The sequence below is a fragment of the Aliivibrio fischeri ATCC 7744 = JCM 18803 = DSM 507 genome, from assembly GCF_023983475.1.
GTDB classification, from domain to species: domain Bacteria; phylum Pseudomonadota; class Gammaproteobacteria; order Enterobacterales; family Vibrionaceae; genus Aliivibrio; species Aliivibrio fischeri.
In genome coordinates, this window is record NZ_CP092712.1 from 2,110,695 (window position 1) to 2,136,459 (window position 25,765).

Genomic DNA, 25,765 nt, shown 5'->3' on the forward strand with positions numbered 1-25,765 from the left:
AGTGTCCACTTTATTGGGGTCAAATCAGGAGAATACTAACCATGAAACCTGAAAGACTATGACTGTTTTTACTCGTCTATTTCATCTAAATAGTCATCGATATCATCTTCAGCATCTAAATCAACTTTCGGTTCAATCTCAGCTTTAAAGTCTTGACGTTGTAAATAAACATCTCGTGTTAATACATAAGGATCTGGTGACGCTTCTAGCATAGGTTCTTGCGAAATCAGCTGTACACGAGATTCCATGCCTTCTAATCCCCACTTACCTAAACCTTGCCAGAAGTTAAGATATGACAGCGGCATATATAAACCATCAACAAAATCCCCTGCTTCTCGCAGTGTCCAAGGCCCGTAGCCAGGTAGCATAAAGTAAGGGCCATTACCTACACCATAATGTCCTAAAGCATCACCAAACGACTTACTATCAGGTTTCTGTATCTCTGCTGCACTAGCAATATCAATTAATCCAACCAAACCCAGCGTCGTATTTAACCAAAATCGATTAAAGTGAACCATTGCCATATTGCCATTACCCATGAGTAAATTATTTATCATGCTTGATGGCTCATCTAAGTTTGCTAAAAAATTCGCTACCCCATATCGAATTGGGGTTGGTGTGTATTCAACATAACCAATAGAAACAGGACGAACTAAATATGGGTCTAAGTAATCATAATTTAGCCCCCACATAACACGGTTAAATCCTTCTAGAGGATCACCAATATGAGATTCATCGTATTCTGTATCTACTTGCGGTGTTGTATCTAACTCGTCTTCTGTCTGTTCTGGTGTTTGTGAGCAAGCACTCACCAAAAGTAGAATACAACAAGAAGTCCATATTCTTTTCACTACTAAAAACCTTTGCCAATAAGTAACGATACCAATCAAAATAAATAATTAATCAACTACTTACTACGATTGATATAACTGTATGCATTTTATTATTATAGATTATAAAAAACGGGCAGAAGCGCTATGCCTCTGCCCGTTCTAGTATGACACTTGTGATGTATTATTGATATTGCTTATCAATACTTAGTGATACATTTTTACCTAATGTACTCACTTCACTTTCACCGTACCAGTCACCTGATTTTGTTGCTACATTGCCATCTTGGTCAATACGAGCTCGAACAATAAAGCTCTCCATATCTGACAATTTACGCTGTTCTATCATGTTGTTTTCATCTGACATCATGATCTTAAGCGGGAAGCTACTTAATGGTGCTCTTGCTGCAGCAATCGGCATTGGTGAACCATCCGCAGGGTGAATTGATACAATCACGAATCCCTGTTTTGGTAGTTGTACGTTATTGCCAAGATTAATAGTAACAGGAACCTGCTTCTCTAACGTTGCTTCAGGGTTTAGTTTAGATTGTGCGCGTTCAATACTACGAACTAGCATTTCATAACGAGAGTCATCAGGGCCAATCAACATCTGCATTGCTTTCCATGCAGAAATAGCGCCTTTATAGTCTTGATTCTCAAATGAGTAGAAAGCAAGTAATGATAAAGCACGTAAATTTGTTGAGTCTTCGCGTAGAGCTTCACGAAGTAATTGTTTCGCTTGCTCTGCTTTTGCTTCATTACCACTTAACATTAATGATTGAGCATAACCCAACTTAATCTCAGTATCTTTTGGTTTAAGTGCATAGGCTTTTTTCATTGCACCAACTGATGTATCAATGTCACGATTCATCATACCAATACGACCAAGTAGCAACCAACCCATTGCATCATCAGGTTCGTGATACAATTTAGTTCGCAGCGCTAACGTAATATCTCTGATTTCAGAGTCTGTTAAACCTGCACTTTCTGGATCGAGTAATTGTTGTGATAATTCAGGTAAGCGTGCACTTACTTCTTGCCACTTTTCTACTTTATCGATATTGCCAAATTTAAAATATAAACCGTAAGAAATAGCAACAAGTACAATTATCGACGGAAGAATAAATAATCTTGCGTTTAAACTGTCTTGCTGTGCTTTTTCTTTTACTGGAATATCATCAAGCAGTGATTGCTTAAGCTCTGTGATTAACTCTTCTTGGTTATTCACAAGACCTTCAGCGTCTTCTTCTTCCAATTCAGCTAAGCGATCTTTATAAAACGCTTTATTTAATTCATCTCGACGAGCTTCATCATCTTGCGCTCTTGCTTTCCATAGCGGAAGAATAATAAAAAACACGCCAACAAAAATCAGGGCTAAGGTTGAAATCCAAAACAAAGTCATTTGTTTACCTTCCCATTGTCATTATTGTCTTCATTTAATAAAGCGTTCAAACGTTCTTCATGTTCGTTATCCCACTCTTCAGATTTTGCTTCTTTTTCTGCTGCTGTTTTACGACTGCGAATCACAATAAGACCAAAACCAAACACTAAGACACTTAATGGGCCTAACCATAAAACAAGTGTTCCTGCCGTTAACGGTGGATCATAGGTTACAAAGTTTCCATAACGATCAATCATGTACGAAATAATTTCATCATCAGATTTACCTTGTTTAGTCATTTCATACACTTTATGGCGCATGTCTTGAGCCAACTCGGCACTTGAATCTGCAATGTTGTTATTTTGACATTTTGGACAACGTAAAGTCTGACCTAATTCTTTAAATTGCTGCTCTTGTTCTGGCGAATCAAACTCATATAAGTCAATCGTTGCGTAGCTTACTTGCACTGCAAATAAACTAAACGCAATCACCGCAAAACTGCGAAGACCTAATTTACGTAGGTTTAATTTCATTATTTCGCCTCCGCAACAAGTTTGTCGTACATTGGTTTTAGAGTTTCATTCCAATTACGCTCATTAACATCACCAACATGACGGTAGCGAACAATGCCATTACTATCAATTAAGAAAGTCTCTGGTGCACCATACACACCAAGATCCATACCTAACATACCATCGCCATCAAAAAGAGTAATGAGGTATGGGTTGCCTAGCTCTTTTAGCCATTGCACAGCACCTGCACGGTCATCTTTGTAGTTCATACCGATGATTTTGACGCCTTCTGTTGCTAGTGTATTTAAATACAGGTGTTCCGCATAACACGTTGGACACCATGTAGCCCATACATTTAGCAGTAAAGGTTCGCCTTTGAAGATGCTTTGATCATAAAGCTTTCCTTCTTGAGCAAGATCTTCTAGGCGGAATTCAGGTACTGGTTTACCTACCAGTACCGATTCAAGTTTAGTTGGATCATCACCATTTGAGTTGCGAGTTAATTGGGTAGCAAACACAGCAACTAAAATTAAAAACAGCGCTAATGGTGCAAATAAAAAGTTCTTATTCATAAATTAAGCTTCCTGTTTTTTAGCATTTTTACGGAAACGGTAGCGTTTATCAGACATAGCTAATGCGCCACCAAATGCCATAAACAATGAACCAGCCCATATCCAACGAACGAATGGTTTGTAGTAAATACGTACAGCCCATGAACGGTTGTCATCTAAACGCTCACCCATTGCAATGTATAAGTCACGAGTAAAACCACGATCAATTGCTGCTTCTGTCATCATTGAACCTGCAGTTTCATAAAAACGTTTTTCTGCGTGCAGTGTATTAATCGCTTTACCATCTAGTGTGATGTCAAAATCAGCGGTATACCCATCATAGTTAGGACCATCTGTATCTCTAACACCAGCAAAATAGAACTGGTAGCCATTCATTTCAATGTGCTCGCCCGGCGCTAAACGTACGTCTTTTTCGATACTGTAGTTCTGCACCATGGCAATACCGATAATCGTAACGGCAAGACCAATATGAGCAAAAATCATCGCCCAGTGACTGCGTCCTAGCTTAGTAATACCCACAGAGAATGAGTGACGGTGCGTCGCACGTTCATACAGCTCAAATCCATGTAAAATCACAATCCAAATCGCCATCATCCAGCCTAAATAAGGCATGAATTGGAATTTATCTGCAAACATCACCATCATTAACGCTGCAAGCGGTACAGTTATCGCACCTGAAATCACAAGACGTTTTGATAGGTTGTTTAGTTTGTCTTTCTTCCAACGAATCAGTGGACCAATACCCAATAAGAAAGCAAATGGGATCATCAACCATGCAAATAGCATGTCGAAGAATGGAGCACCAATTGAAACTGAGCCTAAGCCTAGTTGCTTATGTACTAGTGGTAATAAAGTACCAACAAGTACCACAACTAATGCTGTAACTAATAAAATGTTATTTGCTAATAACGCATTCTCACGAGAGAACAGTGAGAAGTTACCTCGAACACGAACTGATGCACCTTTTAGAGCAAACAGTAACAATGAACCACCAATAACCATCACCAAGAAGCCAAGGATAAACATGCCTCGAGAAGGATCTGATGCAAAGGCGTGAACTGATACTAAAATACCAGAACGAACTAAGAATGTGCCTAATAAGCTTAATGAGAACGCTGAAATTGCCAGTAATACTGTCCACGCTTTAAACGTACCGCGCTTTTCTGTTACTGCTAATGAGTGCATTAATGCAGTACCAACAAGCCAAGGCATAAATGATGCGTTTTCTACTGGATCCCAGAACCACCAGCCGCCCCAGCCAAGTTCATAGTACGCCCACCAAGAACCTAGAGAGATACCTACCGTTAGGAATGACCATGCAGCGATAGTCCAAGGACGAGACCAACGAGCCCAAGCGGTATCTAAACGCCCTGTCATTAATGAAGCAATTGCAAAAGAGAATGCAACAGAGAAACCAACATACCCCATGTAAAGCATTGGAGGGTGAATAATTAAACCTGGATCTTGAAGCAATGGGTTTAAGTCACGACCATCAATTGGGAAATAAGGCAGAGTACGTAAGAATGGGTTAGACGTTAAAATAATAAACAGTAAGAAACCAACGGTTATCCACCCCATTACAGCTAATACACGTGCAACAGATTCTTGTGGCATGCCACGACTGAATGTCGCTACAGCAACAGTCCAACCCGCTTGGATTAATACCCAAAGTAATAGTGAGCCTTCATGCGCACCCCAAACCGCGGTTAAACGATAGTACCAAGGTAATAAGCTGTTTGAGTTACTTGCTACATACTGAAGAGTGAAATCATTAACGTAGAATGCCCACATTAAAATTCCAAATGATAAACTTAGGAGTAAAAACATCCCCCAAGCTAATGGTCTCGCACTCTGCATTAATGCCTTATTACCACGGCTTGCGCCATACATAGGTAATATGCTCAAAAGGACCGCAAGTCCTAATGAAGCAATCATTGCAAAGTGACCAAGTTCTGCGATCATTGACCCGTTCCTTGTTTTTGTTGTTCAGTGTACTGAAGCGGTTCATGTGTCTTTTTCATCGCTTCGGCAACTTCTGGTGGCATGTATTCTTCATCGTGTTTTGCTAACACTTCATGAGCTTTGATCGTTGTTGCATCAACTAAGACACCTTGAGCAACAATACCTTGGCCTTCACGGAATAAATCAGGAAGAATCCCATCATAAATTACGGTCACTTGAGGGCCGACATCGGCAACCTTAAATGATACTTCAAGAGAATTACTATCACGTACAACAGAACCGGCTACAACCATCCCACCAATGCGTAGACGTTGTCCAACCTCAGGTTTTGTACCGTCAGGTTTGCCGTTAACTAATTCCGTTGGGGTATAAAACAAGTCCATGTTTTGATTTAATGCATACAACATTAATCCCACTGTTGCACTGATCCCTACAAATAGAGCAAGGATCAATCCTAGGCGCTTTTTACGTCTCGGATTCATAGTGTATTCTCCATAGTTTTTGCTTTTTTAATTCGTTCTTCTCGTGCCATTTTTTGCTCAATCTCTTTTAGCAATTGACGACGTTTGCCTAAGCTAGAAAATAGAATCCAAAATAATGAAAGAAAAGTGGCACCAAATGCGCCCCATACATAAGTGGCATACCCACCCATGGCTAAAAAATCACTGAATGTATCAAAATGCATGACAATAATTCCTATTTCTTACATTACTTAGATTCGGTAGATTTAGTCTCTACCAATGCTCTAACCCAAGGTCTGTGGCTCTCTTTTGCTAAAATTTCATTCCTAAAGCGAATAAGAGTCACAGAAGCGAAGAAAGTTGCAAAGCCAAGTATATTTAATAGCAATGGCCACAACATATCTGCTGAAATTGAAGGTTTATCAAACTTTGTGATGGTTGCGCCTTGATGAAGCGTGTTCCACCACTCAACAGAGAAGTGAATAATTGGTAGATTAATTACACCTACAATCGCAAGAATACCTGCTGCTCGCGCAGCCGTTCTTTGATCATCAAATGCATTATAAAGCGCCATTACACCTAGGTATAAGAATAGAAGGATCAGTTCAGAAGTTAGACGAGCATCCCATACCCACCATGCACCCCACATAGGTTTACCCCATACTGCACCAGTTAATAGAGCGATAAAAGTAAACACTGCGCCAATAGGAGCCATTGCAGCCGCCGCCATATCAGACAATTTTAATTGCCAAACTAGACCAATAAATGCAGCAATAGCCATCGACATATACGCCCCCATAGACAAAATAGCCGAAGGCACATGAATGTAGATGATTCTAAAACTATCACCTTGCTGATAATCAGATGGAGCAAAAGCAAGACCCCAGATGGTTCCTACTGTTAAGCTGATAATAGAAATCACCGCAAACCACGGCAATAGTGTGGTACTTAGTTGATACGCTTTTTCTGGTTTAGCGTAAGGATGTAGCCATTTCCACATTGATTTATCTCACTTACTTTCAAATATAAAAATTATAATTATGTTATTGCACACTGACTCGTAATGCCGAACTAATAGCAAACGGAGTCAATGTTGCAGAGCCCATTAGTAAGGCTCCTAAAATCGCTAATTGGCCATTATAAGCCATACCTAAACTTGCAGCATCTATCGCTGATGTTGCAAAAATTAAAACGGGAATATATAGAGGAAGGATCAACAAACTTAATAGCACCCCTCCCTTCTGCAAGCCTACGGTTAATGCTACCCCAACACCACCAAGAAAACTCAATGTCGGCGTGCCCAACAATAATGTTAGTACAATCGCTAGCCAAGTATTAAAATCCAAAGAGAGCAAAATAGCGAGTAATGGGCTAATAATAATTAAAGGTAGTCCAGTTAATAGCCAGTGAGCAACCACTTTGGCTAACACCAATACTGAAAGAGGTGTTGGCATTAACATCATTTGTTCTAATGAGCCATCAGAGAAATCATCTCGAAATAGACGCTCTAATGAAAGTAATGCAGATAATAATGCAGCAACCCAAACAATACCTGCTGCAATACGTGCTAACAAATTTGGCTCAGGACCAATACTTAAAGGAAATAGCGTAATAACGATAATGAAGAACCATAATGGATTCAAAATATCGGCTTTACGGCGAAAGGCAATCAATAGCTCACGTCGAATAATGGTTGTCATGGATGTTAACATTTACTCACCTAACCTAATTTTTTTAAGTTCATTACTATCAATGAATAAATCTTGGTGAGTCGTTAATAACACAATTCCACCTTGTTTTGCATGATCCATAAATAACTTTTCGAGCACCTTTACACCTTGCTTATCAATCGCAGTTAAAGGCTCATCCAGTATCCATAATTTATGGTTACTTAACCAAAGACGCGCTAAAGCAACTCGTCTCTGTTGTCCTGCAGATAATTGTCCAGCGGCTACATCTTCTCTACCCGCTAACCCAACGCGAGCGAGTGCATCCCATATCGCAGCTTCGTTATAGTTATCATGCATTGATTGATAAAAGGCTAAATTCTCAAACGCAGTTAGCTCTCGTTTAACACCAGTATGGTGCCCAAGAAACAATAAGTCAGAATGAAACTCTTCACGATTCTGTTTTATCGATTCATTTTTCCAAAAAATATCACCTTCATCGGCATAGCCTAGCCCTGCGATAATTCGGAGTAAGGTTGTTTTACCCGCACCATTTTGTCCTTCTATCTGAATTAGCTCACCATCAGAGATAGTAAAGTTTAAACGCTCAAACAAAACACGTTCATCACGGATACAGGTTACGTTGCGGATTTCTAACATAGACTTCTATTTATTGGAAAATATTGAAGGCATTCTAGCACAGCAAAAAATGGGAAACTTAGATATTAAACAAATCTAATTGGATAGATAAGTAAATAAATATGTCTTTTAGTGATAGTTTTGTAATACCTTGTAATTTGTATGGCTATCATAGAGTTAGTTTACGATTTTACAAATACCACTTTATAGGTATGAAAATTATTATCCTCAATTTATGGATAAAAAAAAGCCCCTCAAATAAGGAGCTCTTAAATATTAACTTATCAATAGAAGCAGAGGACTACTCTTCGTCTTCCATTCTCAATGGTGGCATTGACCCTTTACCAGCTGCAATTTTCGCCTGTAAAGACATCATTAACTCTGCTTCTGCTTTTGGAAGTTCACACTCTTCCATCAACTCATTGATCCCAGCGCCAAGTTGAACCAGCTTATTCGCTCTTGAATACAAACGACTATCGGCGTCTGTATTTTCTAACTCATTTAAACGATCATCAAAATGTTGATTTAATTGAGTTATATCAGCTACTTTTTGTCCCATATTAATGGAACCAGCACGAAACTCTACAAATTGCTTTTGCAGTTTTTGTTGTTCATCTTGTAGCTGCTTATATTGCTCTTGTGACTCAGTTAATTGTTGCATTAACTGTTTATTCTTACGGTTTAAGACCAAAAAAATCACAAGTACAAGGATCATTGTTGTTATTGCTAGTAGCTCAGGGAGCTGAGTTAAATTATCAACCATTATAGGTTTGCCATGTCATCCCATTCGTCGTCAGACAAAAGTTTGTTAAGGTCTACCAAGATAAGTAGGTTGCCGTCACGGTTGCTAACGCCTTGGATGAACTTGGCGCTTTCTTCCGTGCCAACACTTGGCGTCGTATCAATTTCAGATGAACGTAAGTATACAACTTCCGCTACGCTATCAACAAGGATACCGATAACTTGACGCTCAGATTCGATAACAATAATACGTGTGTTATCTGTAATTTCACCCTGCATTAAACCAAAACGTGAACGAGTATCAATAACTGTTACTACATTACCACGTAGGTTAATGATACCTAACACGTAATCTGGAGCACCTGGAACTGGTGCAATTTCAGTATGGCGAAGTACTTCACGCACTTGCATTACGTTGATACCGTAAGTTTCTTCTTCTAATTGAAATGTTACCCACTGCAGAACTTCATCGTTCACTTGATCTTTGCGGATCTCTACTTCATTAACCTGAGACATTTTATTTCCTCGTCCTATTAGAGTTATTTTACTCTATTCCCTTAATGTCGAGACCGGCATTAAGCATAGCAATCATCGCCTCAACATGAATTAAGGCACACATCTTTTCTTTTACCATTCCAGATAACCAAGGTCGTTTTCCTGCGGTCTCACGCCATCGAATACGATCACTTGTTAATGTTTCCGTCCCGGCTAGCGCGTTACACGCTAATCCCCATTTGCTTTCACCAAGCATAACAAGGTATTGGTAATCTTCTTTGTAACTTTCATCTTTGATACTTTGTGGCATCACCCACTTAGCAGTATCAAGCGCATCAATTTTTAATTCTCGACTAGTTTGTAAGCCAAGGTACCAATCAGGACGACCAATTAAATGACTAAACTCTGTAATTTGGTGAATACCACCTAATTCAGCTAATGGTACTGCAAACATCACTCCCATAACTTCAAAGAAAAGTACTTGGAATTCTTCTTGATGCTCTGCATTTTTCCAATCAAGTCCACTTGGCGGTGGTGCTTTGCCTGCTTGGGTTTCTAACTCTTCGCTGTTATCTATATCGGCAGTAACTTCAATCTCTTCAGATTCTGTCTCTTCGATAACAGGAGCAACCTCAATTTTATCCGATAAATCCCATGCAGAAAGATCAAGCTCTTCAGGCTCTTCTTCTGTAATAGGTTGGAGCTCATTAGCATCCGATTCTGTTTTTTCAATTTCACCAGAAACTAAGGCATCAATTTCATCTTGAACGTTTAATTGAGAATTTTCTAACTGGCTTAATAAACGCTGCACATCTTCTAATTGAGGCATCTCAAATGGATAATCATCATATTCATCCACTTGCGGAGACGCTTGCAACTGATACTGAGGTTCAGGAGTATCTAATGTTACTGAATCAGACTGCCAATCAGAAACTGACTCGGATTCTGGTTCGTCCTCAATTTCAATATCAGCGACTGGTTCAGGCTCAACTAACTCTTCACGAACTTCTTCAAGATTAACGTCTTGCTCAATGACATCTTCATCTAACAGTGACGAGAAATAATCATCAAGAGCTTCTTCACTGGTAAATGTTTTAAAATCAGCCATTAAGCTAATCTCTCCAAGTAGTTCAGTAATGTTTTATACGCAAAAACGCCACGACTATTTGGAGATACAAATGACGGTGGCATTCTTTTTAAGCTGGCATCTCTAAATTTTGTATCAATAGGTACTGCAGATGCCCACACCTGATCTTGATAGCTATTTTTTAAATCCATCAAGGTTTGTAACGAAGCATTTGTACGCTTATCGTACATAGTAGGAATAATGGTCACATCAAACAAAGAAGGTTTATTTCTTTGCATTATCGTTAATGTTCTCATCATTCGTTCTAAACCTTTCATCGCTAGGAATTCAGTTTGAACAGGAATAAGCACTCGAGTACTTGCCGCTAATGCATTAACCATCATCACACCAAGAATCGGTGGACAATCAATCAATACATAATCGTAATCAGCTTCTAAGGCTTTAAGTGCGCGCTTTAGCACTAACCCCATCCCATTACGGTTTCCCATAACACGATCAAGTGTCGCAAGTGACATATGAGCAGGAATAATATCAAGCCCTGGGATATCACTTTTTAATACAAAAGGAGCTACCGTGGTTTTATTGATTGTAGGTAATTGAAACAACTCAAATAAGCTGCATGGTAAATCGTCTGAATCATAGCCTAAGTAAGTAGTTAGAGACCCATGGGGATCCGTATCTACCATTAGTACACGTTTACCACGTTGATTTAACAACCCTGCTAATGTGATTGTGGTTGTGGTTTTACCCACGCCACCTTTCTGATTAGCTATGCTCCAGACAATCATGTTATTTCCTACTTCAATCCAACTTCAACAAGCATTCTTTCAGCAATGCGATCAAGCGGTAAACTTTCTGAAGATAAACCGGCTTTATCGACAGCTTGAGGCATACCATATACCACACAGCTTTGCTCATCTTGAGACCAAATAGTTGCGCCACCAGCTTTAAGCATTCGACAGCCTTCTCGACCATCTGCGCCCATACCAGTTAAGATCATCGACAGAACTTTATCACCGTATACTTTCGCAGCAGATCCGAAGGTAACATCAACACATGGTTTATAATTCATGCGTTCACCACCATCTAAAATCTTCAAGCGTGAAGCGCCCGGACGGCCATCAACCATCATTTGCAAACCACCTGGAGCCAAATATGCACAACCTGGTTTTAACACATCGCCATCTTCTGCTTCTTTAACTTGAATTTTGCACAAGTTATTTAAACGAGCAGCAAACGCCGCCGTAAAAGTGGCAGGCATATGTTGAACCAAAATAATTGGATGTGGGTAATTCGCCGGAATCGCCGTTAATATCTTTTGCAGTGCAACTGGACCACCCGTTGAAGTCCCAATAGCCGTTAATTGATACTTTTTACCCGTCGCTTTAAAGCGTTGTGCAATTGGAGCTGCTGGTGCTGCTTTTACAGGAGATGCTGTTAATGCAGAAGTCGCAGTTCGTGTTGTTGCTGTACGAGATTCAACAGTACTTGTTGATTGCGAACTCAGAACTGGTCTGCGCATAAATGATTTTTTACGCGCAATTTCAGCAATTCGTTTCTGTAGTAAAGAAACCGCTTCATCACGATTACGTGCTATGTCTTCAAATTTCTTAGGTAAGAAATCAAGAGCTCCCGCATCCAAAGCATCAAGTGTTGCTTTTGCGCCATCGTGAGTTAGCGAAGAGAACATTAAGGTTGGTGTTGGACACGCCTTCATGATCTCTCGGACTGCAGAGATGCCGTCCATGACTGGCATCTCAATATCCATTGTTATTACATCTGGCTTTAATGATTTCGCTTTTTCTACCGCTTCTTTACCATTTACAGCCACGTCGATAACTTCAAGACGTGGATCTGAATTGATAATTTCACTTACTCGGCGGCGGAAAAAACTAGAATCATCTACCACTAATACTTTTATAGCCATGTCAATCCTTGTGCATTAACGCATGCGAACGGCGTAACGCTTTAACAAGTTAGGAACGTCAAGGATCAATGCAATATGACCATCAGAAGTAATCGTTGCACCTGCCATACCTGGAGTGCCTTGCAATAGTTCATCTAGCGGTTTAATAACCACTTCTTCTTGACCTATTAAGGTATCAACAACAAAACCAACACGTTGAGCGCCAAGTTGAATAATTACAACATGACCTAACCCTGTACGTTCTGTTTGACGACTACCAGGAACCAACCAATCTTGTAAGAAGAACAGTGGGATCGACTTTTCACGAACAATTGTTGTTAATTGACCATCAACGATGTTTGTCTTAGACAGATCAAGATGGAAAATCTCATTTACACTTGCTAATGGAAGTGCAAATGGTTGATTCGCAACACCAACCATTAACGTTGGTAAGATTGCAAGAGTCAGTGGCACTTTGATTACGATCTTAGTACCTTCACCCATGTTTGAATCAATATCAATTGAACCATTTAATTGGTTGATCGCTGTTTTAACCACGTCCATACCTACACCACGACCTGAAATATCTGAAATTTCAGTCTTAGTTGAGAAACCTGGTGCAAAAATAAGGTTATAACATTCTTTATTTGTTAAGCGTGATGCAGCATCGCTGTCCATCAAACCTCGGTTTACCGCAATACCACGAAGTTTATCTGCATCCATACCACCACCATCATCAATGATGCTCAGTAAGATGTGATCCCCTTCTTGAGATGCTGATAAAATCACTTTACCTGTGCGATCTTTACCCGCTTTTAAACGGTCATCAGGCATTTCAATACCATGATCCACAGAGTTACGAACTAAGTGAATCAATGGATCGGCAAGCGCTTCAACCAAGTTTTTATCTAAATCAGTTTCTTCACCGCGCATTTCTAGCACGATGTCTTTTTTCAGTGTACGAGCCAAGTCACGTACAACTCGTGGGAAACGACCAAATACTTTCTTAATTGGTTGCATACGAGTTTTCATTACTGCACCTTGAAGATCGGCAGTAACGACATCTAGATTTGATACTGCTTTTGACATTTCTTCGTCATTGCTGTTCAAACCTAAACTCACTAAACGGTTGCGAACAAGTACAAGTTCTCCCACCATATTCATGATGTTATCTAGCGTTGATGTATCAACACGTACCGTACTTTCTGATTGTGATTTTGCTGGCGCTTTTGCTGGTGCCTTTGCAACCGCTTTCACATCTTCTTTCGGTGCTTGTGTTCTTGTCGGCGCCGGTGCAGTTGTTCTTGTTGGTGCTTCAGCTACTGGTGCTGGTGCACTTGTCGTCTGATTCATAGCAGCAACAGGCTGAACAGCTTGATCAAGCTCTTCTTCAGTAGGACCTTTGCCTGAACCATGCAGTTGATCAAGTAATTTCTCAAACTCATCATCTGTCATTAAATCTGAATCACCAGAATTTGACAGAATATCTTCTACAGGCTTAGCTGCTGGAGCTGTCGTTGCATTACTTGGGCTTTTACCTGAGCCATGAAGTTCATCAAGCAAACGCTCAAACTCATCATCAGTAATATCGCCATCATCAGCATTCGTTGACGATGCAATAGGCGCAGCAGGAGCTGGTGTTACTGAAGCAGCACTACTTGGAGACGCGCCTTTACCGTGTAATTCATCTAATAATCGCTCAAATTCATCTTCTGTAATATCATCAACAGAATCATGATTATTAGCCGAAACAGAAACCTCTTCTACAGAAGGAGTTACTTCAATTACTGGTTCTTCAACAACAGCTTCGTTTGCAGCTGATGCAATTTCATCTTCTGATGCTGGTTTGCTTAAACGATGCAGTTCATCAAGCAAGCTTTGTTCTGCCGGCTCTAAAGCTTCACCATTTTGCACTGAGCTGAACATAACATTCACAGTATCAAGTGCTTGTAAGATGGTATCCATTAGCTCAGAAGTAACTTTACGTTTACCTGTTCTAAGAATATCAAATACGTTTTCCGCACCATGACAAGCATCAACTAATTCAGTTAATGACAAAAAGCCTGCACCGCCTTTAACGGTATGAAAACCACGGAAAATAGCATTTAATAAATCAGCATCATCAGGGCGTTGCTCTAATTCAACTAATTGTTCAGAAAGTAGCTCGAGAATTTCTCCTGCTTCAATTAAGAAATCTTGCAGGATGTCTTCATCCATTTCAAAGCTCATAGTATTCCTCTAAAATCCTAGACTGGCTAATAGGTCATCAACATCATCTTGAGATGCTACAGCGTCTTCGCGTTCATGCGGGTTGATAATTGGTCCTTCAGCAACAGCAGGTTTCTTCGATTGGTCCGCTGCATCTAACCGCTCTTCCACTTTAAACAACGTCAAGATATCAACCAATCGGTCTTCAACTTCTTGAACTAACGTAATTACTCGTTTAATAACTTGACCAGTAAGGTCTTGGAAGTCTTGTGCCATTAAGATAGTGGTTAGTTCATTACGAAGCTCTGAACTATTACCTTCAACTTGAGTTAATAATCCATCAATGTTGTGGCATAAGGTTTTGAACTGAGCAAGCTCAATTCGACCTTTCATTAAACTGTTCCACTGTGGGCGAACTTGAAGCAAGCCTTCGTGCAATTCGTCTGCAATAGGTAATGAACGATCAACAGCATCCATAGTTTTATTGGCTGCCATTTCCGTTTTATCAATCACATATTGCAAACGATCACGCGCATCTGGAATCTCATCATTAGCAATGGCAACAACTCGATGATCAAGTTTAAAGTTCTTCAAAGACTCATGAAGATCACGAGTTAAAGAACCTATCTCTTTCAACATTGGTTGTTCACTTGGCATTGCTAACGAAGCAACTAATTGATTTGCTTCTTCTTGCTTGCCATCTTCTAATAAAGCGACAAGTTCCTTAGCATCAGTTAATGAAATCATCTTTTACTAATCCTTCCAACGCAACATCGACTTATAAACGTTCAAAAATCTTGTCTAATTTTTCTTTTAATGTTGCAGCAGTGAAAGGCTTAACAATGTAGCCATTTACGCCAGCTTGAGCAGCTTCAATGATTTGTTCACGCTTAGCTTCAGCTGTGATCATTAATACTGGTAAGTGTTTTAACTCGTCATCGACACGAATTGTCTTTAGCAAGTCGATCCCCTGCATCCCTGGCATGTTCCAATCTGTTACTACAAAATCGAAACCACCTTTTTTAAGCAGTGGCAGTGCTGTTAAACCATCATCCGCTTCTTGGGTGTTATTAAAACCTAAGTCACGTAATAAGTTTTTTACAATACGGCGCATTGTTGAAAAGTCATCAACAATAAGGATCTTCATGTTTTTATTCAAAATCGCCTCCAGTGAGGGCAAAGTAACGGGATTTAATTATTCTACTGTCCAAGATGATAGCTTGGCCCGTAGTCGTTGCATCGATTGGCTATGTATTTGACTTACGCGAGACTCGCTTACACCAACTACAGCACCAATCTCTTTTAAGTTAAGTTCTTCATTATAATAAAGGGACAAAACCAAAGCTTCTCTTTCAGGAAGCGTTTTAATCGCTTCCACAAGAGCTACTCGAAAGTGTTCATCGGCAACACCTTGAAACGGAAGATTATCATCAGCTTGTTCTTCAGTTGCGATCACATCATCAGAAACGCCTAAATCTTCTATACCAACTAGTTTACCGCAATTTACATCATTAAGTATCTGATAATATTGATTTAACGGTAATTCTAGATAGTCTGCTATCTCTTTATCGGTCGGATCACGAGAAAGTTTAGCTTCAAGTTCTCTAATTGCCGAATTAATCATCCGGCTGTTCTTATGTACTGAGCGAGGAACCCAATCTCCACGTCGAATTTCATCCAACATAGAGCCTCTAATTCGAATCCCAGCATAGGTTTCAAAACTTGCGCCTTTACTGCCATCATAATTTTGCTGGGCTTCTAATAAGCCAATCATGCCAGCTTGAATCAGGTCATCAACTAATACACTCGCTGGCAATCTAGCCATTAAATGATGAGCAATACGTTTAACCAGATCAGAATAACGTTCTAAAAACGCCTTCTGACTGTTTACATTGCCTTTATGATCATAAGTTAAACCATCAGACATAATCGTCCTCAATTTCACTTGTTTTTTCACTCCGTAATAGCTTTTCTACAAAAAACTCTAAGTGACCGCTTGGTGCTTTAGGTACTGGCCAAGTTACCACTTTGTTTGCAAGAGATTTCATTGCTAACGCTGCTGGAGAGCGTGGATATACATCCACAACGACTTTTTGTTTTCTAACTGATAAACGAACTTTTTCATCTAATGGAATACAGGCCACTAATTCCATATTTGCAGATAAAAAGCGATCTGTTACTAGCGTTAGTTTTGCAAATAATTCACGGCCTTCACGGTAACTTCTTACCATGTTAGCAACAATCTTAAATCGTTGAACATTATGCTCACGGCTTAGAAGCTTTATTAATGCATATGCATCGGTGATTGATGTTGGTTCATCACACACCACAACTAAAACATCTTGAGCCGCACGAGAAAAACTGGTCACCATATCAGAAATACCAGCAGCAGTATCGATCAAAAGTATATCGACTTCTTCTTCTAAACTACTGAATGCTCGAATTAATCCTGCATGCTGTGCCGGTGTCAGTTCTGCCATAGATTTGGTTCCTGACGTTGCAGGAATTAGTCTCACACCGTATGGACCTTCTACAATAATGTCTGCTAATTCGCATTCACCATCTAATACGTGTCCTAGGTTTTTATGTGCACGAACACCCAGCATAATATCAATATTTGCTAAGCCTAAATCGCCATCTAGCACCATCACTTTTTTCCCTTGCTGTGCAAGTGATAATGCTAAATTTAATGTTACGTTTGTTTTACCTACGCCACCTTTACCACCCGTAACAGCAACCACTTTGGTCAAAGTTGGCTTGGTTAAGCGTCGTAATCCACTAGCCTGATCGTATATATTATTATCAATCATAAATTGTCCGCCTCTGGCATATCACTATTCCAGAAATGAGGGTCCTTTTCCGTCGCTTTTTCTAGTAATTCATTTGCTTTTGCAACTAAGTATTTTGGTTGAGCTAAAACAATGTCCTCAGGAACACGTTGCCCATTTGCAATATAAGAGATTGGAAGGCCATTCTCTATAGTTACACTAATTAATTCACCTAAACTTAGAGATTCATCGATTTTACTTAAAATACAACCAGATAATGGAATGCGTTTGAAGTGCTCAATGGTTTCTTGCAGTACTCGGCGTTGTGCCGTTGCTGGCATCACAAGATAGCTATTAATTTGTGAACCACTGTTTTTCATAATCGTATCTAACTGTTCTGTTAAACGCACATCACGTTGCCCCATACCAGCAGTATCCACAAGCACTAAACGACGATTACGTAATTGATGCAGCACCGATGCTAATTCATCTGCATCTTTAGCAATGCGTACCGGACAGCCCATAATGCGGCCATAAATAGCCAATTGCTCTTGAGCGCCAATACGGAATGTATCTGTTGTAACTAATGCTACTTGATCAGGGCCATATTCCATTGAAGCACGAGCAGCAAGTTTCGCAATAGTCGTTGTTTTACCAACTCCTGTAGGACCTAATAACGCAATAATGCCACCACGCGATAGCGTATCCACTTTTGAGGTTGGAATTTGCTCAGCAAGTAGTTTCAATAGTGCCGGCCATGCATCTTTTGCAGGTACATTTTCTGGAATATAACAGGCAAGTTGATCAGCAAGATCTTCTGATAATCCCATTTTTTCTAGACGTTTAATAAGCATTGCTCGTAGAGGTTCACGACGCTCTACTTCCTGCCACATAAGACCAGATACTTGATGCTCTAATAAACGACGAATAGATGACATTTCAGAACGCATGTTTTCTAATTCTTCGTTCGATTCGTTATGAGAACGACGACCTTTCTCATAACGAGATGGATCCAATCTCGGTTGCGATCGCTCTGTTGAATGTCGAACAGGCTCATCAGAAATAAGGTGCGCTAATTTTGGATTATTTTGAATTGCACGAGTCATTTCTGATGTATCTAATCTTGGAGTAGACACAGAGTTTAAATACGAATCAGTTGGGTTAGCCTGAAACTTAGACTGGCGCTGTAATAATGCAGCTAAACTGTCTTCTTCACGCTCAGCTTTTTCTGGCTCTGGAGAACTATTATGTGAACCATATTGCTTGATCATATTTGCAAAACGACGTGTCATAGAACCTTTACCAACACTCACCTTATCTTCTTCAACTTGACGCAGTGATACTGCTGGGAATGATTGAGATTGTGCACTCGGATCAATAGCCGCAACAATTTCAATCCCACCAGTTACTTTTTTGTTGGACATAATGACAGCATCAACACCTAGCTCTTCTTTTACTTGAACCAGAGCAGAGCGCATGTCTTTTGCAAAAAATCGTTTAATTTTCAATATCGTATTCCTGCGTTAAAATAAGTTGACGCGGTTAGTTACCAACAGCTTGAACAATTCTAATTTGTTTCTCATCAGGGATCTCTTGGTAGGAGAGTACTCGTAAGTTTGGAATCGTATTCTTCACAAACTTAGCTAATGTCGAACGTAATACCCCTGATGTTAACAGCACAGCTGCTTCACCTTTTAACTCTTGCTCTTGAGTGGCTTGAGTTAATGATGCTTGCAAACGCTCTGCTAACCCAGGCTCAATACCAGTGGTTTCACCGCCTGACGCCTGCATAGTTTGGTGCAAAATTTGTTCCAATTCCGGAATCAGAGTGATAACTGGCATCTCCTCCTCTATTCCATTGATTTCCTGAACAATTAAACGTTTTAACGAAATTCGAACAGCCGCCGTCAAAATGTCAGGTTCTTGACTTTTTGGCGCATATTCAGACAAAGTTTGGATAATGGTTCGAATATCACGAATTGGAATTGCTTCATTCAATAAATTCTGAAGCACTTTTACAACCACCCCCAAAGGTAATTGCTCAGGAACCAGTCCTTCAACCAATTTAGGCGAACTTTGTGCCAACAGCTCAAGTAAATTCTGAACTTCTTCGTGACCTAGCAGTTGAGCTGCATTATTCGTTAATAGCTGACTTAAGTGAGTTGCTAGTACTGTTGCAGCATCTACTACAGTATAGCCTAATGCTTGAGCGTGCTCTCTTTGCTCTTCATTGATCCAAACCCCTTCTAATCCGAACGCAGGATCGAAGGTTGGTTCACCTTCAATCGAACCATAAACCTGACCTGGATTGATAGCCAGTTCTTTATCAGGGCGAATTTCTGCTTCACCACCAGCTACGCCCATCAGTGTAATTCGGTATACATTCGGTGGTAATTCTAAGTTATCTCGAATATGTACAGCTGGTACTAAGAAGCCAAAATCTTGAGATAACTTCTTACGAACCCCTTTAACACGATCAAGCAATTCACCACCTTGCTCTTTATCCACCATAGGGATCAAGCGGTAACCTACTTCTAACCCAATAACATCAACAGGTTGAACGTCATCCCATGACAGCTCTTTAGGTTGAGAAGAAGACAACTCCATTGGTGGTGCCGCTTTCTTTTCTTCTGTTTCTTGATCTTTTTTCTTCGTTAAATAATATGACCAACCGCCCGCTAATAATGCCAATAAGATGAATGGGAAATGAGGCATACCTGGGACAATACCCATAACAAATATAATCGCAGCCGTTACCATTAGCGCTTTTGGATTATCAACCAATTGGAAAACTAACTGTTCACCCATGTCTTCATCGGTGTTTTGACGAGTCACCATGATAGCTGCGCCAATCGATAAAAGAAGTGATGGAATTTGTGCAACCAGACCGTCACCGATAGTTAGCAATGTGTAGATTTGAACCGCTTCACCAAACCCAAGATTAAATTGCGCCATACCAATGGCAAGACCACCGATGATGTTGATGAATAGAATAAGGATACCAGCGATAGCATCCCCTTTTACGAATTTAGAAGCACCGTCCATTGAACCGTAAAAGTCCGCTTCTTTTGTCACTTCAAAACGACGAGTACGTGCTTGCTCTTGGTCAATCAAACCGGCATTTAAGTCCGCATCGATTGCCATTTGTTTACCTGGTAATGCATCCAAGGTAAAACGCGCACTTACTTCAGAAATACGGCCCGCACCTTTGGTAACAACCATAAAGTTAATGATCATCAAGATGATAAAAACAATTAAACCTACAGCATAGTTACCGCCGATAACCACGTTACCAAAAGCGTCGATAACGTGACCTGCTGCGCCCGGCCCCTCATGACCGTGCAAAAGTACCACACGAGTTGAAGCAACGTTCAAAGCAAGACGTAATAAAGTTGAAACCAGAAGAATGGTTGGGAACGCAGCAAAGTCAAGAGGACGGCGAGTATAAATAGTCACAAGTAACACCACCATAGCTAAAGCGATGTTAAAGGTAAACATTAAGTCTAGTAAAAAAGCCGGAATGGGTAAAATTACCATTGCCAAAGTGGATAGAACTAAAACAGGCACACCAATAGGAGGTATACCTCGTCCTTTTAGAGCAGATAATTTATTCGGCAGCGGAATTTGAAATTTCATTAACTTCTTCTTCTAAACTCGTATTTCTTACGAAACAAATAATAAGTGACTAAAAGCATAATTTCTTATTTATTATAAAGCAAATATCGAGCCAATTAAACGCCACTTTTTTGGCTGGCAATTTCCACTTTTCTGGCAGATTGAACCACAATCACAAAACCAACAATAACAAATTGATTTTAAAAGAAAATAAGGATTACAATTGAAAAAAGTGTCGTAACTTGTATAATTCGTCCTTTATTTATCTCTTGGTGCTGCTATGACTAGTGTATCGCTTGGTACAAATCAAAATGTACTTAATAAAATGGATATTGGTGGTCGTGTTATCATCGAAATTACGTGTCCAAATGGTCAGTCAACACAAGCAAATTCACAGTTGATAGGATTCAAAAAAGGACATTACGTTTTCATTGAATACCCATCTTCACCTCCTCTTGAGTTTAACAAAATCTACCTAGAAGGTACCGACGTTACTTTTCGTGCAATAACAAACACGACTCACTGTGATGTTATTGCTTTTAAAACGACGATTCACTCTGTAATTTATCGTCCAATGGAAATGATTTGTCTGCATGCACCAAGTAGCATTACGATGAAACCCATCCGAACTCATCGACGAATTAAAAGTAAATTTTCATGCAATTTATCCGTAAACGAACAGAATTTAACGGGTGTCATGAAGGATTTTTCTTTCGGTGGATGTGCCATTGCCTTACCATCAAAACTCAGTCCTGATAGCTCACTAAATAAAAAAATTGCATTAACAATAGAGATCGAAAGTCTTGAGCCGATTTCTGTTCGTGGTGAAATTAAAAATATAGATGTAAAAGAGTCACAATCGAAAATTGGAGTCATGTTTGATACTGACGGCATCAGTGAATCTGAGTTGCAAACTCTTCATCACCAATGCGTTCTTAAAGGCTGGGATAAACAATAAAGTAGGTTATTGTCTATTTTTTCAATTCATCCGGAATAGTTAGCGTACTTTCATCGAACTCAGGCTTAGTACCACCTTTCTTCTTATACTGCTTCATCTGGAATATATACGCCAAAATCTGTGCAACCGCAGCAAATAAACCATCAGGGATCTGCTGTTCTAATTCCGTTGAATGATATAACGCACGAGCCAATGGTGGAGCAGGTAAAATATCAATATTGTGCTCACGTGCAATCTCACGGATCTTCATCGCTACGTGATCGACCCCTTTAGCAACAACGATCGGCGCAGCATCTTTACTTTGATCATATCGCAAAGCCACTGAGTAGTGCTCTGGGTTCGTCACCACCACATCCGCGGATGGTACATCAGCCATCATACGACGTTGAGTCATTTCACGTTGAAGCATACGGATACGCCCTTTTACTTCTGGCTTACCTTCCGTTTCTTTATATTCATCTTTTACTTCTTGCTTAGTCATTTTTAACTGATTTGCGTGTTGCCAAATTTGAAAAGGAATATCAATAGCGACCACAATCAGTAAAGTACAACTGATCAAAAGTATGAAATTTAATAATATGTCTAATGAGTGAAAGATATTAGCTGGATACGTATCCAAGCTTAATTGAAACAGATCTTCTTTACTGCCTTCAATTAAATAAAAAGCCATCCCCCCGACAAGAGACACTTTCAGAATAGACTTTAAAAGTTCAACCCAACTCTGCATACCAAACATACGTTTAATGCCCGACATTGGGTTCATTTTTGAAAACTTTGGCATCGCCGCTTCAGATGAAAAACTGATCCCACCAAGGCCTGCAGCACCAGCTAATGCAGCAACAAAAAGAGTAATCAAAATAAGAAAGACAGGAAAAACCAATGCAATCAATGCACCACCAACAATTTCAAGTAACTTATTGGTGTCATAAATCTCTTCTCTCGATATAGAAAAGAAGCGTTCCATTACAGAAAATAGCGCTCTTGCTACATCTTCACCAAACCACATTAAGGCAACGGCGCCACAAACCAAAACAGAAACAGAAGCGAGTTCTTTTGACCTTGCAACCTGCCCTTTATCTTTGGCCTGTTGCAAGCGTTTGGACGTGGCGTCTTCGGTACGTTCTTGACCGTCACTCTCAGCCATATCTAATGACCTCCACGGTCGTGTTAATTAATAATAATTTCATAATCAACAATCTAATCGGATCATGCTACATATCTGCTCTTCAGCACGAAGCCAATGCAAATCATAGTGATTAAACAAGCCCAAAATAATATAAGACGTCAGTAATAAACCAACGAGCAAGGCAAAAGCAAAGCCTAATGAGAAGATATTTAATTGTGGTGCTGCACGCGTCATTACACCAAAAGAAAGGTTAACCGTCAGTAAGGCGATGATGCCAGATAACGACATACTTAACCCAGCTTTCATCATAATACCAAGCCAACTTGCCATGGATTGATAATCCACACTAGTGAGCTTGCCTACCCCAACAGGTAATGTTGTAAAACTCATCACCACAAAGTTAATCATTTTTAAATGCCCATCGGTTCCTAAAAAAAACAGAATCGATAAGAACATAAATAATTGACCAAGGAGTGGCGTATTCTGACCATTGGCAGGGTCAACCATGGATGCAAAGCCTAAGCTCGATTGCATACCCAAAATTTGGCCCAAAAGAACAAAGGTTTGGGTAACAAATACAGTAACCATCCCCATGGCTACACCAATAATGATCTGCTCTGCTGTAGTCATAAACCCTTGGAAAGAGACCAATTGGATTTCAGGAGGCATAGCAGGAATAGCGGGCATAACAGCAAAAGTAATGCTTAAACCAAGATAGAGTCGAATTCGAGGCGACACAAAACGAGCCCCAAATACTGACATCACCATTAACATGGCTGAAATACGAGTATAAGGCCAGAAATACGTAGCTATAAAATCTAAAACTATTTGAGTTGGATATTCCATAACATTAGCTCATGTGCATCAATTCAGAGTGCACACGTCAATAGAGTACTGTTGGCATTCGAGCAATAAGTTCATAAAAGTATTCCATCAACATACGCGTCATCCAATGCCCAAACAGCATCAAAGCAAGCAAGGTAACAATAAGACGCGGTAAGAAGCTTAATGTTTGTTCGTTGATCGAGGTTGCCGCTTGGAATACCGCAACCACTAAACCAATTAACAAGCTTGGAATAATGATGGCACATACCATGATTAACACCATGTAAAGTGCACCACGGAATAGATCTATCGCCATTTCAGGGGTCATGATTGCTCCTTAAGTTGCAAAACTGCCTGCGAGGGTGGATAGGATCAAATTCCAGCCATCCACTAATACAAACAACATTAACTTAAACGGTAATGATACGATCATTGGAGAAAGCATCATCATACCCATTGCCATTAATACCGATGCCACCACTAAGTCGATGATCAAAAACGGCAAGAAAAGCATGAAACCTATTTGAAAAGCGGTCTTTAGCTCTGAAGTAATAAACGCCGGAATAACCACAGTAATTGGCACATCTTCTGGGTTTTCAGCTTCAACGCCTGACATATTTACAAAGGTTTCTAAATCTTTTACTCGTGTTTGGGCCAACATGAACTCTTTCATCGGAACCTGTGCAACATCAAACGCTTCACGAGCCGTAATTTCTTCATTGATATAAGGCTGAATTGCCGTGTTATTTACTTTATCAAACACCGGAGCCATGATGAAAAACGTTAAAAACATCGCAATACCAATAATGACTTGGTTTGACGGTGTTTGTTGTAAACCCATGGCTTGACGCAAAATCGACATCACAACAACAATACGGGTAAAAGAGGTCATTAAAATAACCATTGCAGGCAAGAAGCCCAGCATGGTCATTAAACCTAAAATCTGTAAGTTTACAGAGTAATCTTCACCACCATTGGCATTGGTTGTCATGGTAAATGCAGGGATACCACTACCAGAACTGCTGCCTTTTGCTATGGTTTTTGCTGCTCCAGCTTCTTTTTCCATCGCTGTAACTGTCATGCCTTCAGCACTAGCAGCAGTTTGAGGGATAAAGGAAGCGAGATCATCTACCGCCCAAGCAGGAGACGCCATAAAAAAGAGTGAAAATGCCGCCAAGACGGCGGCAATAAAATTAGTTTTTAGCATTTTTTTTCATCAGTTGGCTAAGTTGAGAAGAGAAAGGCGTCATGGTGTTTTCATTTACCTCTAACGGCTTATCTAGCTTACTTAGCATATTGATATTTTGAGAGGTGATCCCGATTAAGAATTGCTCCTCTCCAACTTGAACGACCGCGATTCGCTCTTTTGTTCCAACAGGCAATTGTTTAACAATGCTCATCGCACTGCCTGATGTTCCTGTTACGCCAGGAAATCGCATTCTCTTTAATAGCCATGCAAAAAAGAGAATTAATGCGATAACAAAAATCAGCGAACCTAATGTTGCCGCTAAATCAACATTAGCCTTTTCAGCTGCAAATAGAGGAAAAGGCACTAACGCCAATAACCATAGCTTTTTCATACCCAATCCCTATTCGTGTTCAATTAACGAAGTTTTTTGATGCGTTCAGTTTGGCTGATAACGTCAGTTAAACGAATACCAAACTTGTCATTCACGACAACCACTTCACCGTGAGCGATAAGTGTGCCATTAACCATTACATCTAAAGACTCACCAGCAATTCGATCAAGTTCAACAACAGAACCTTGGTTAAGTTGCAATAAGTTGCGAATGCTAATGTGTGAACGACCTACTTCCATAGAAATCGTTACAGGAATATCTAGAATCGTATCAAGCTTACGACGTTCATCTTCGTTGAACTCTGGCGCTTTTTCTTCTAGATCTTCTAAAGGTGCGGTTACTGCTTGAGCTTCTGCACTTTCACTTAATGCTGCTGCCCATTCGTCAGCCATTTGTTGTTCATTTGAATCCATGATCCACTACCTTCTCTGT

The 25,765-nt window shown here is 40.0% G+C and carries 29 protein-coding genes; 1 reads left to right on the forward strand and 28 read right to left on the reverse strand.

From position 1 onward, the window contains the following. Nucleotides 1-68 precede the first annotated feature (68 nt). The 22 genes from AVFI_RS09685 to flhA all read right to left on the reverse strand — a co-directional run bounded on the left by AVFI_RS09685 (nucleotide 69) and on the right by flhA (nucleotide 20,865). Complete coding sequence (locus tag AVFI_RS09685) at nucleotides 69-851, reverse strand: MlaA family lipoprotein (RefSeq protein ID WP_188863481.1); 783 nt, start codon at nucleotides 849-851, stop codon at nucleotides 69-71. Between the two features lie 163 nt (nucleotides 852-1,014). Then, nucleotides 1,015-2,232, reverse strand: a complete 1,218-nt coding sequence (gene ccmI, locus AVFI_RS09690; RefSeq protein WP_017020049.1) for a c-type cytochrome biogenesis protein CcmI — start codon at nucleotides 2,230-2,232, stop codon at nucleotides 1,015-1,017. Next, nucleotides 2,229-2,744, reverse strand: coding sequence for a cytochrome c-type biogenesis protein (locus tag AVFI_RS09695; RefSeq protein WP_011262346.1), 516 nt, complete (start codon nucleotides 2,742-2,744; stop codon nucleotides 2,229-2,231). Before AVFI_RS09695 ends, ccmI begins: the two co-directional genes overlap by 4 nt. Continuing rightward, nucleotides 2,744-3,295: a DsbE family thiol:disulfide interchange protein gene (locus AVFI_RS09700; protein WP_054775470.1), complete on the reverse strand. Its 552-nt coding sequence runs from the start codon at nucleotides 3,293-3,295 to the stop codon at nucleotides 2,744-2,746. Before AVFI_RS09700 ends, AVFI_RS09695 begins: the two co-directional genes overlap by 1 nt. A gap of 3 nt (nucleotides 3,296-3,298) precedes the next feature. Beyond that, nucleotides 3,299-5,257 (reverse strand): heme lyase CcmF/NrfE family subunit, encoded by a 1,959-nt coding sequence (locus tag AVFI_RS09705; RefSeq protein ID WP_188863480.1) that lies wholly within the window; start codon nucleotides 5,255-5,257, stop codon nucleotides 3,299-3,301. Next, a complete protein-coding gene (ccmE, locus tag AVFI_RS09710) occupies nucleotides 5,254-5,739 on the reverse strand; it encodes a cytochrome c maturation protein CcmE (protein ID WP_005420292.1) in 486 nt (161 codons plus the stop codon). The genes AVFI_RS09705 and ccmE overlap by 4 nt, the downstream gene beginning before the upstream one ends. Next, nucleotides 5,736-5,942: a heme exporter protein CcmD gene (gene ccmD, locus AVFI_RS09715; protein WP_005420294.1), complete on the reverse strand. Its 207-nt coding sequence runs from the start codon at nucleotides 5,940-5,942 to the stop codon at nucleotides 5,736-5,738. Before ccmD ends, ccmE begins: the two co-directional genes overlap by 4 nt. Before the next feature lie 23 nt (nucleotides 5,943-5,965). Next, nucleotides 5,966-6,718 (reverse strand): heme ABC transporter permease, encoded by a 753-nt coding sequence (locus tag AVFI_RS09720; RefSeq protein ID WP_005420296.1) that lies wholly within the window; start codon nucleotides 6,716-6,718, stop codon nucleotides 5,966-5,968. 43 nt (nucleotides 6,719-6,761) lie between these two features. Beyond that, nucleotides 6,762-7,430, reverse strand: coding sequence for a heme exporter protein CcmB (gene ccmB / locus AVFI_RS09725; RefSeq protein ID WP_012533485.1), 669 nt, complete (start codon nucleotides 7,428-7,430; stop codon nucleotides 6,762-6,764). Further along, the gene (ccmA, locus tag AVFI_RS09730) at nucleotides 7,431-8,045 is read right to left on the reverse strand and encodes a cytochrome c biogenesis heme-transporting ATPase CcmA (RefSeq protein WP_005420299.1); all 615 of its coding nucleotides are present in this window, start codon (nucleotides 8,043-8,045) and stop codon (nucleotides 7,431-7,433) included. Between the two features lie 280 nt (nucleotides 8,046-8,325). After that, the gene (locus tag AVFI_RS09735) at nucleotides 8,326-8,787 is read right to left on the reverse strand and encodes a DUF2802 domain-containing protein (protein WP_005420303.1); all 462 of its coding nucleotides are present in this window, start codon (nucleotides 8,785-8,787) and stop codon (nucleotides 8,326-8,328) included. Then, on the reverse strand, nucleotides 8,787-9,281 hold the full coding sequence (locus tag AVFI_RS09740) for a chemotaxis protein CheW (protein WP_005420305.1): 495 nt from the start codon (nucleotides 9,279-9,281) through the stop codon (nucleotides 8,787-8,789). The genes AVFI_RS09735 and AVFI_RS09740 overlap by 1 nt, the downstream gene beginning before the upstream one ends. A 28-nt stretch (nucleotides 9,282-9,309) precedes the next feature. Further along, on the reverse strand, nucleotides 9,310-10,368 hold the full coding sequence (locus AVFI_RS09745; protein ID WP_012533952.1) for a chemotaxis protein CheW: 1,059 nt from the start codon (nucleotides 10,366-10,368) through the stop codon (nucleotides 9,310-9,312). Further along, a complete protein-coding gene (locus AVFI_RS09750; protein ID WP_005420307.1) occupies nucleotides 10,368-11,135 on the reverse strand; it encodes a ParA family protein in 768 nt (255 codons plus the stop codon). The genes AVFI_RS09745 and AVFI_RS09750 overlap by 1 nt, the downstream gene beginning before the upstream one ends. 8 nt (nucleotides 11,136-11,143) lie before the next feature. After that, nucleotides 11,144-12,274 (reverse strand): protein-glutamate methylesterase/protein-glutamine glutaminase, encoded by a 1,131-nt coding sequence (locus AVFI_RS09755; protein ID WP_005420308.1) that lies wholly within the window; start codon nucleotides 12,272-12,274, stop codon nucleotides 11,144-11,146. A 15-nt stretch (nucleotides 12,275-12,289) separates the two neighbouring features. Then, nucleotides 12,290-14,482 (reverse strand): chemotaxis protein CheA, encoded by a 2,193-nt coding sequence (locus AVFI_RS09760; RefSeq protein ID WP_188863479.1) that lies wholly within the window; start codon nucleotides 14,480-14,482, stop codon nucleotides 12,290-12,292. A gap of 9 nt (nucleotides 14,483-14,491) precedes the next feature. After that, on the reverse strand, nucleotides 14,492-15,208 hold the full coding sequence (locus tag AVFI_RS09765) for a protein phosphatase CheZ (RefSeq protein WP_054775468.1): 717 nt from the start codon (nucleotides 15,206-15,208) through the stop codon (nucleotides 14,492-14,494). Nucleotides 15,209-15,239: 31 nt separating this feature from the next. Continuing rightward, on the reverse strand, nucleotides 15,240-15,608 hold the full coding sequence (cheY, locus tag AVFI_RS09770; RefSeq protein ID WP_155659291.1) for a chemotaxis response regulator CheY: 369 nt from the start codon (nucleotides 15,606-15,608) through the stop codon (nucleotides 15,240-15,242). 48 nt (nucleotides 15,609-15,656) lie between these two features. Beyond that, nucleotides 15,657-16,388 (reverse strand): RNA polymerase sigma factor FliA, encoded by a 732-nt coding sequence (locus AVFI_RS09775; RefSeq protein ID WP_054775467.1) that lies wholly within the window; start codon nucleotides 16,386-16,388, stop codon nucleotides 15,657-15,659. After that, nucleotides 16,381-17,271, reverse strand: a complete 891-nt coding sequence (locus tag AVFI_RS09780; protein WP_188863477.1) for a MinD/ParA family protein — start codon at nucleotides 17,269-17,271, stop codon at nucleotides 16,381-16,383. The genes AVFI_RS09775 and AVFI_RS09780 overlap by 8 nt, the downstream gene beginning before the upstream one ends. Then, nucleotides 17,268-18,737 (reverse strand): flagellar biosynthesis protein FlhF, encoded by a 1,470-nt coding sequence (gene flhF, locus AVFI_RS09785; RefSeq protein ID WP_188863476.1) that lies wholly within the window; start codon nucleotides 18,735-18,737, stop codon nucleotides 17,268-17,270. Before flhF ends, AVFI_RS09780 begins: the two co-directional genes overlap by 4 nt. 34 nt (nucleotides 18,738-18,771) lie before the next feature. Next, nucleotides 18,772-20,865 (reverse strand): flagellar biosynthesis protein FlhA, encoded by a 2,094-nt coding sequence (flhA, locus tag AVFI_RS09790; protein ID WP_188863475.1) that lies wholly within the window; start codon nucleotides 20,863-20,865, stop codon nucleotides 18,772-18,774. Between the two features lie 259 nt (nucleotides 20,866-21,124). Between flhA and AVFI_RS09795 the strand changes: the two genes are divergently transcribed. After that, a complete protein-coding gene (locus tag AVFI_RS09795) occupies nucleotides 21,125-21,802 on the forward strand; it encodes a flagellar brake protein (protein ID WP_188863474.1) in 678 nt (225 codons plus the stop codon). A gap of 13 nt (nucleotides 21,803-21,815) precedes the next feature. On the opposite strand, the gene flhB is transcribed toward AVFI_RS09795, so the two are convergent. Genes flhB through fliN form a run of 6 tightly spaced genes read right to left on the reverse strand, consistent with a single transcriptional unit; the run spans nucleotide 21,816 to nucleotide 25,746 of the window. Beyond that, nucleotides 21,816-22,946, reverse strand: coding sequence for a flagellar biosynthesis protein FlhB (gene flhB / locus AVFI_RS09800; protein ID WP_054775466.1), 1,131 nt, complete (start codon nucleotides 22,944-22,946; stop codon nucleotides 21,816-21,818). A gap of 45 nt (nucleotides 22,947-22,991) precedes the next feature. Next, nucleotides 22,992-23,774 (reverse strand): flagellar biosynthetic protein FliR, encoded by a 783-nt coding sequence (fliR, locus tag AVFI_RS09805; protein WP_005420338.1) that lies wholly within the window; start codon nucleotides 23,772-23,774, stop codon nucleotides 22,992-22,994. A 37-nt stretch (nucleotides 23,775-23,811) separates the two neighbouring features. Continuing rightward, nucleotides 23,812-24,081: a flagellar biosynthesis protein FliQ gene (gene fliQ / locus AVFI_RS09810; RefSeq protein ID WP_005420339.1), complete on the reverse strand. Its 270-nt coding sequence runs from the start codon at nucleotides 24,079-24,081 to the stop codon at nucleotides 23,812-23,814. Nucleotides 24,082-24,090: 9 nt separating this feature from the next. Further along, nucleotides 24,091-24,960, reverse strand: coding sequence for a flagellar type III secretion system pore protein FliP (fliP, locus tag AVFI_RS09815; protein ID WP_188863473.1), 870 nt, complete (start codon nucleotides 24,958-24,960; stop codon nucleotides 24,091-24,093). Then, complete coding sequence (gene fliO, locus AVFI_RS09820) at nucleotides 24,947-25,333, reverse strand: flagellar biosynthetic protein FliO (RefSeq protein WP_005420341.1); 387 nt, start codon at nucleotides 25,331-25,333, stop codon at nucleotides 24,947-24,949. The genes fliP and fliO overlap by 14 nt, the downstream gene beginning before the upstream one ends. A gap of 23 nt (nucleotides 25,334-25,356) precedes the next feature. Next, nucleotides 25,357-25,746, reverse strand: coding sequence for a flagellar motor switch protein FliN (gene fliN / locus AVFI_RS09825; protein WP_005420344.1), 390 nt, complete (start codon nucleotides 25,744-25,746; stop codon nucleotides 25,357-25,359). Nucleotides 25,747-25,765: the final 19 nt, after the last annotated feature.